Origin of the sequence: Microcystis sp. LSC13-02, assembly GCA_002282935.1 — a bacterium.
GTDB lineage: Bacteria > Cyanobacteriota > Cyanobacteriia > Cyanobacteriales > Microcystaceae > Microcystis.
Genome location: MTBT01000273.1, coordinates 1 through 4,270 on the forward strand (window position 1 = coordinate 1; position 4,270 = coordinate 4,270).

Genomic DNA, 4,270 nt, shown 5'->3' on the forward strand with positions numbered 1-4,270 from the left:
TGGCTTTAGAAACTTTCGGAATTTTTGGGTTAGAAGTATGTTGTCTTGGCATCTTGTCTGTTGATTTAGCATAAAGGGTAACGAAGAGCCGGTTATTTTTGATCCTAAATCTTGTTTTGCAAAGCTGATAACAATCAATCATAAGTTAGCTAGTGACAGTTAGTGCGATGTCGAAGCCACTGCCTAACAATAAATCCGGTTATTAAAAACTGATTATTTATTCTCCCCTTTGCATGAGTGCCTCTTGCATGAGTGCCTCTTCTCATAACTAGCCTATACTCAACGGATTTAGTATCAGGTACTTTTTCCCTGAAAATTAGGTAGTTGACCACCTGAAAATGGGTAAAACCCTACACCCTACACCCCACACCCTGCCCCTAGGAAAAACTTTTTCAGCAAGCCCTAATTAATAAATATTTAGAAAATAGCAGATTAGGCCTGCACCAAGATAATACCGAAAAAAATCTAAAAGCTCCGATTATCTCTATCTCCCTAGGGGCCACAGGAATTTTTGGTTCTTCTGGTTTCTGTGTGGAAACGAGGTCTATACTGATAGAATATCCGCAAAATAGTCCTAAAAGTCTTGCCCAATAAGCACTTCAATCACACAAAGTCGAGAAGAGCCAATTTTTCAGATAGGAGGATGGAAGCGCAGCGATCCTATTAAAGAAATAAATCTCGAATCGGGATCTATCCTAATACTATCAGGAGAAGATCGGATGAGATTTCACGGATTAAAAAAAATCACGAACGGACCAAAAAGAATCAATTTAACAATCCGACAAATTTATTTCTAATTTACTTGTATTTTCCTTGAAACTATGGCATAATAAAAGCATAAACAAAGAAAAGCGACCGCATAATTGGAAGTTGGGCGGTCGCCTTTCTTAAAATGAAACCAAAAGGATCATAACACGATGAAACTGATCGAAGCAATCTGCACAGATAATCCTCGCGAAGTAACGACAAAATACGGCCAGCGCTTAGTGATCGACGCAATCGATCGCGCGACCGGCGAAAAAATCACACTATGGCGACCTGCGAATGATGATTATTCGCGCCAATATATCATCAAAAACTCGCCCATAACTGTGGGAATCGATTCAACAGGCAAATATTCCCTAATCGAAAATCCGGAAATGGAAACTTTAGGCCATGCAATCCAAATCACAAAGCCAATTAACCGGCGGCCTATTCCTGAAAGCAGCAAAAAGCCCAGCGACTGCGAGCATTTTTTTCTATCCCCCAACGAAAAAAAAGAAATAGCGGCCTACATTGCCACTATGAAAGATCTCTATGGGTACTGCTTACAGCAGGCCGATAGTCTCCATGTAGAAGGAGAAGATCGCCGCGCGATAGCAACTACTCTCTATTTATCTGCTCAAAAGAAATTCGCACTTTAATTGACTAGAAAACGGGGGATTTATTCCCCCAATAGGAGAGTAAAAAATGAAAGAATTTACGGCAACTTTACCGATCACCCTAGAAATTACGATCAAGGCTAAAAACAAGGATGAGGCTTTATCTTTTTTGGATGGTTTGTATCCTCATATCACGATTGAAAATGATGGAAAGCAAGAGATAGAGATAGTTGATGATAATCTTTGCTTGCTCGAAAATGTTTGGAAAATCGAAAAGGTTTGGGAATTAGAGGATTAGCATTGTCTCAAACCCGTTTAAACGAATTACTTGAGGGAAAAACCTAACCGATCACGAATTTTAGAAAGACAAAATCTTGCAAATCCCCACGGCGGCCGTGGGGATTTTTGCTAAGGATTAAGCGAAAGATAAAGAGCGATCGCCTCATCAAGAATAGCCGCAATGCTTTTCCCTTCCCTCTCAGCCTTTGCCCGGATAAGTGGATCATGCTCCTTGAGAAGCCGCAGGGAGATCATCTTACTCGATCGAAGCCCAGGATATTGATTAATGCCCTTCGGATTATTTACCGTACCTTTTGGCGCTCCTTTGCCAGCCATTGCCTTGCCTTACCTAAAAATTTTAATCTAATCCATGATAACACGGCTTAAAAAAATAACTAATTATTCCCCGTTAGCATGGTATAATAATTATAAAGTACCCACCCCAATCAGTTATCAGTTATCAGTTGTCAGTTATCAGTTATGAGATGTGACTTATCAGTTATCAGATGTGAGTTATGAGATGTGAGTTATCAGATGTTAGTTTTCAGTTCACTATTTACTGATCACTGAAAAAAGCTTCTCCCCACACCCCACACCCTACACCTAAAACACACTATGAAATGCCCCAAATGCCAATCATCGGAAACTTACAGAAAAAGCCTCGAAAGTATGATTATTTACTGCGATAACGAAGAAGCTCTAGAAGCCGGAATAAAGGAGGCCCTTTCATGAACAAAACTACGAAAGAGTACATCAAAGAATGCGGTTCCAGCATCCGGAAATACTGGGAGCTGCACCCCGAAGAGCAAGAATGGCTCTATCCCATGCTACAAAAGCGATTGAGGACTGCGATCACGGTACTAGAGGCGATTAGCGATCGGCCTCGATCCTACTCGGAAATCGCCAAGATCACCAGTCTTAGCGAGAACACGGTAAAACAGCTTACATACGCCCTAAAGGAGGCAGGGATAGGCATTCAAGTATTTAGCGAAGATCGAGCCTACTGCCCCATGGGGGGAAGAAAAAGGAATCTTAAAAAACTTGACGAAAGGAGTGTACAAGGCATAGAGTGAAAGTATGGCCAATCCAAACCCCAGAACCGATCACCTGCCCAAGCAACAACCGCGCTGGAAGCACCTGCCAACACGGGCGCTCCGAGTGCCAGAGATTTTGCTAGGGGATATCGAGCGCTATGCTCGATCGCTCGACAATGGCGAAAAGCTCGAAAAAGCGCAAACAATTCAAGAATTCCTAGAAACGGCCTCGATCGAGGAATTACTATCACTAAAGCAAAATCTAGAGAAAGCGATCTCGCGTAGCGAGCGCGTTGCGAGCGCGTTGCGACCGAACGGGAAAAAGATCGATAGCATGGGAAGATTCCAAAAAAAAAGCCAAGGAGATCGAAGGATACCGATTTGATAGCAGTGATAAAAGCTGGAGATACCCCCTAGCAAAAGTGATCGAAGTGATCGCATCCTTCCCCTCTCCCGAATACTCGATCGTTATGGTGCTTAGACTAAGTTCTCGTCATCTACACAAAGACTAAATGAAAAGCAAAACTTTAGAGCATAATTCTAATCGCCTGTTAATTGTCATCACCTATCAAAATGAGCAATTCTTAGCGGGCATCTTTGCTATGTCTGGAGTTGCTATTTTGATGCTCACATATTTAGGTATCGCACCCAAAATTCTAGCTTCATTTATGCAGAGGTATGCTGATGCGCCTATGTTCTCTATCTCCTGCTACATCGTATGCTACATCGTAGGACTTGTTGTACTCTCCAACGGACTGTCTAGATTGTATAGATCATTTCTAGTTAGCAAATTTGCTTTTGACAAAACGGCTAATAAATTAGAAGTAGAGAGTAAGCGTTTCGCTAAAACAAACAAACAAGCGTTCCGTTTATCAGAAGTAACAGGTGTGGAGCAGGTATTCAAACCACAAGCAAATCCTGAATTATTTTTATGGATCAAAAAAGGGGATCAAGCTAGGGGTGAAAAAATACCTTTTGCCAAAGCATCAATAGGAACAATAATAAGTATAAGTACAAGTCTTCATATTTTGTGGTGTGAAGTATCCGAATTCCTCAAAGATCAGCCAATACTTATACTATATAGAGAGTGGACTATAGAACAAGATGAAAGTAAGTTTAGGGTCTATCGTAGTGGAGATCTAAGAGCATATACGGTCGATAGGAGTTCAGGTTATCTAATTTATGAACTTGATGGCAAAGAAATTGGGAGGTACAAGACAAAGGATATAAAAAATGTAGAAACCGAAATCAATCCAGATAACAGTGATGAAGACAGCAGCGATCGTATTGTTCTTGCAATGATTGATGGTGGTAAAATACCCATATCGGTATATTCGTACTCTACTGATAGTCATGCAGTTATTGTTAGAACATTGAAATACGGTTTGGGAATGGAGAAATACCTACATATTTCACCAAGTTTTTACGCACCATAACAAATCACTGCACCCGACCGTATGCTAAACTGATCTTTTGATATGGGATTAGGGAAAACCCTATCGGCATTAAGCTAAACGGCGCTTAACCTGCATGATCCAATAGCTATAACCCTTTTGGAGTCTATATCGGTGATCCGAAGTAAAAGCCGTTTAGCTT

General features: G+C 41.1%; 8 protein-coding genes. 7 read left to right on the forward strand and 1 reads right to left on the reverse strand.

Annotated elements, in window-relative coordinates:
* Positions 1-405: 405 nt before the first annotated feature.
* The 4 genes from BGL89_RS21340 to BGL89_RS17270 all read left to right on the forward strand — a co-directional run bounded on the left by BGL89_RS21340 (position 406) and on the right by BGL89_RS17270 (position 1,659).
* Positions 406-594, forward strand: coding sequence for an alpha-ketoglutarate-dependent dioxygenase AlkB (locus tag BGL89_RS21340; protein ID WP_353743955.1), 189 nt, complete (start codon positions 406-408; stop codon positions 592-594).
* 41 nt (positions 595-635) lie between these two features.
* Entirely contained in the window at positions 636-797 is a 162-nt protein-coding gene (locus BGL89_RS21345) for an alpha-ketoglutarate-dependent dioxygenase AlkB (RefSeq protein WP_353743956.1), read from the forward strand.
* A 120-nt stretch (positions 798-917) separates the two neighbouring features.
* On the forward strand, positions 918-1,403 hold the full coding sequence (locus BGL89_RS17265; protein WP_286826767.1) for a hypothetical protein: 486 nt from the start codon (positions 918-920) through the stop codon (positions 1,401-1,403).
* Positions 1,404-1,449: 46 nt separating this feature from the next.
* Positions 1,450-1,659 (forward strand): hypothetical protein, encoded by a 210-nt coding sequence (locus tag BGL89_RS17270; RefSeq protein WP_286826768.1) that lies wholly within the window; start codon positions 1,450-1,452, stop codon positions 1,657-1,659.
* A gap of 110 nt (positions 1,660-1,769) precedes the next feature.
* On the opposite strand, the gene BGL89_RS17275 is transcribed toward BGL89_RS17270, so the two are convergent.
* Positions 1,770-1,976: a hypothetical protein gene (locus tag BGL89_RS17275; protein ID WP_286826769.1), complete on the reverse strand. Its 207-nt coding sequence runs from the start codon at positions 1,974-1,976 to the stop codon at positions 1,770-1,772.
* Positions 1,977-2,368: 392 nt separating this feature from the next.
* Here BGL89_RS17275 and BGL89_RS17280 point away from each other — a divergent pair, with 392 nt between their 5' ends.
* The 3 genes from BGL89_RS17280 to BGL89_RS17290 all read left to right on the forward strand — a co-directional run bounded on the left by BGL89_RS17280 (position 2,369) and on the right by BGL89_RS17290 (position 4,110).
* Positions 2,369-2,713, forward strand: coding sequence for an RNA polymerase sigma factor (locus BGL89_RS17280; RefSeq protein WP_286826770.1), 345 nt, complete (start codon positions 2,369-2,371; stop codon positions 2,711-2,713).
* Positions 2,714-2,717: 4 nt separating this feature from the next.
* Complete coding sequence (locus BGL89_RS17285; RefSeq protein ID WP_286826771.1) at positions 2,718-3,059, forward strand: hypothetical protein; 342 nt, start codon at positions 2,718-2,720, stop codon at positions 3,057-3,059.
* A gap of 127 nt (positions 3,060-3,186) precedes the next feature.
* Positions 3,187-4,110 carry a hypothetical protein gene (locus BGL89_RS17290; RefSeq protein ID WP_286826773.1) on the forward strand — a complete coding sequence of 308 codons (924 nt, stop codon included), beginning with the start codon at positions 3,187-3,189 and terminating at the stop codon, positions 4,108-4,110.
* Positions 4,111-4,270: the final 160 nt, after the last annotated feature.

Excerpts from the sequence above, each read along its gene's own strand:
- BGL89_RS17280 (WP_286826770.1), top strand. The coding sequence starts at position 2,369 with ATGAACAAAACTACGAAAGAGTACATCAAAGAATGCGGTTCCAGCATC.
- BGL89_RS17270 (WP_286826768.1), top strand. The coding sequence starts at position 1,450 with ATGAAAGAATTTACGGCAACTTTACCGATCACCCTAGAAATTACGATC.
- BGL89_RS17285 (WP_286826771.1), top strand. The coding sequence starts at position 2,718 with ATGGCCAATCCAAACCCCAGAACCGATCACCTGCCCAAGCAACAACCG.
- BGL89_RS17290 (WP_286826773.1), top strand. The coding sequence starts at position 3,187 with ATGAAAAGCAAAACTTTAGAGCATAATTCTAATCGCCTGTTAATTGTC.
- BGL89_RS17275 (WP_286826769.1), bottom strand. The coding sequence starts at position 1,976 with ATGGCTGGCAAAGGAGCGCCAAAAGGTACGGTAAATAATCCGAAGGGC.
- BGL89_RS17265 (WP_286826767.1), top strand. The coding sequence starts at position 918 with ATGAAACTGATCGAAGCAATCTGCACAGATAATCCTCGCGAAGTAACG.